At 77.1% G+C, this 2,016-nt stretch carries 1 protein-coding gene and 1 pseudogene; both read left to right on the forward strand.

Annotated elements, in window-relative coordinates:
- Nucleotides 1-123: 123 nt before the first annotated feature.
- Nucleotides 124-237: pseudogene (locus tag BJF79_RS63645) on the forward strand (KR domain-containing protein); the annotation flags it as partial.
- 280 nt (nucleotides 238-517) lie between these two features.
- Nucleotides 518-2,016, forward strand: a 1,499-nt coding sequence (locus BJF79_RS38355) for a condensation domain-containing protein (RefSeq protein ID WP_262403188.1), incomplete at its 3' end; no start/stop codon positions are given.

The following is a 2,016-nucleotide window of genomic DNA, read 5'->3' on the forward strand; positions in this document are numbered from 1 at the left end:
GGGGCGGCCCAGCCGCGACTGGACGACGGAGGCGAGCTGGTCCGGCTCCTGCCAGGTGCCGCCCGCGATGATCGGCAGGCCAAGGTCGCCGGGACGCTCGCGCTGCGCGCCGCGATCGAGCGGCTGCCGGACGGGCGGCGGCCGCGCGCCGTCGTGCTGATGTCGTCGGTCGGCGGGCTCGTCGGGGGCATCGGCATGGGCGCGTACTGCGCCGCGAACCGGTTCATGGACGCGTTCGCGGAGGCGGAGGCGGCGGGCCCGACGCGGTGGGTCAGCGTGCAGTGGGACGTGTGGCGGGCGGAGACGGTCCGGCTGCCGTACGCGCTGAGCGAGGACGTCGGGATGCCGGCGCTCGACCGGGCGGTGGCCCGCCCGGGGCCGCCGGTCGTCGCCGTGGCGAGCACGACCTGCGCGAACGCGCCGCCGCGGCCGCGTACGCAGAGCCGATCACTGGCTCGCGGCGGGCGGCGGCGAACTCGACGCGGCCGAGCGACTGGTCGCGGAGCTGTGGACGGAGCTGCTCGGCGTCGCCGTCACCCGTCCGGACGACGACTTCTTCGTGCTCGGCGGGCATTCGCTCCTCGCGACCCGGATGCTGCGGGCGCTGCGCGACGCGACCGGCGCGGAGCCGCGGCTGCGCGACCTCCTCGACCGTCCCACGGTGGGCGGCCTCGCCGCGCTGCTCCCGGACGCCGCCGCGCTGCTCCCGGACGCCCCCGGACCGGCCCGTCCCCCGCAACCCGAAGCGGCCCCCGAACGGGCGCCGGACGGGACGTTCCCGATGACGCGCGTCCAGCACGCGTACTGGGTCGGGCGCACCGGCGGTTACGCGCTCGGCCGCATCCCCTGCCACTTCTACCTCGAATACGACTGCCCGGACCTCGACCTGCCCCGGTACGAGGACGCGTGGCGGCGGGTCATCGCGCGGCATCCGATGCTGCGCGCGATCGTCACCCCGCAGGGACGGCTGAAGGTCCTCGACGAGGTGCCGCCGTACCGGATCCGCGTCACCGACCTGACCGGGACGGACGGGACGCGCCGCGCACGAAGCGGCTCGCGCGGCTCCGCGAGCGGGTGTCGCGCGACGCGGGCCCGCCGGACCGCTGGCCGCTCGTGCAGCTCCGGGCGGCGCGGCTGCCCGGCGGACGGACGCGCCTGTTCATCGGCGTGGACGTGCTGGTCTGCGACGCGGGCAGCTACTGGATCGTCGACCGGGAGGTGCGGCACTTCTACGAGCACCCGGACACGCCCCTGCCGGAGCCGGGGATCGACTTCGCGGCGTGCGTGCGGGCCGCGCGGGACGCCCGGAGCGACGCGTCCGCCGCCTACTGGCGGGACCGGATCGCCGCGCTGCGCCGCGCCGCCGCCGCTGCCGGTCGCCGAGATCGACGGGCCGCCGGAGTTCGAGCGCCGCACGGCGGCCCTCGGCCCGGACTCGTGGGCGGCGCTGCGCGCCGAGTCGGCGCGGCGCGGGCTGACCCCGACGTCGGTGCTGCTCACCGCGTACGCCGAGACGCTCGCGCGGTGGTCGGGCGCGGACCGGTTCGCGCTCACGCTCACCCTGTTCGACCGCCCGCCGATCCACCCGGACGTCGACCGGGTCGTCGGGGACTTCACGTCGCTGCTCCTGCACGAGATCGACCGGCGCGGCGCCGCGACGTTCACCGAACGGGCGCGGACCGTCCGGGAGCGGCTGTTCACCGACCTCGACCACCGCGCCCACCCGGTCCTCGACACGCTCGCCGAGACGGGCGGGCGCGCGGTGCCGGTCGTGTTCACGAGCGCCCTCGGGCTGGAGGACCTCGTCGGCGGCGAACCGGACCTGCAGTGGGTCGGCGAGCAGGTCCACGCCGTCAGCCGCACCCCGCAGACGTGGCTCGACCACCAGGTCCTCGTGCAGCGCGGCGAGCTGCTGCTGCAGTGGGACGCCGTCCGCGACCTGCTGCCCGCCGCCGAGGTCGACGCGGCGTTCGCCGCCTACGCGGCGCGCGTCGGCCGGCTGGCCGAGGACCCGTC

Origin of the sequence: Actinomadura sp. CNU-125, from assembly GCF_001942465.1 — a bacterium.
Taxonomy (GTDB): domain Bacteria; phylum Actinomycetota; class Actinomycetes; order Streptosporangiales; family Streptosporangiaceae; genus Spirillospora.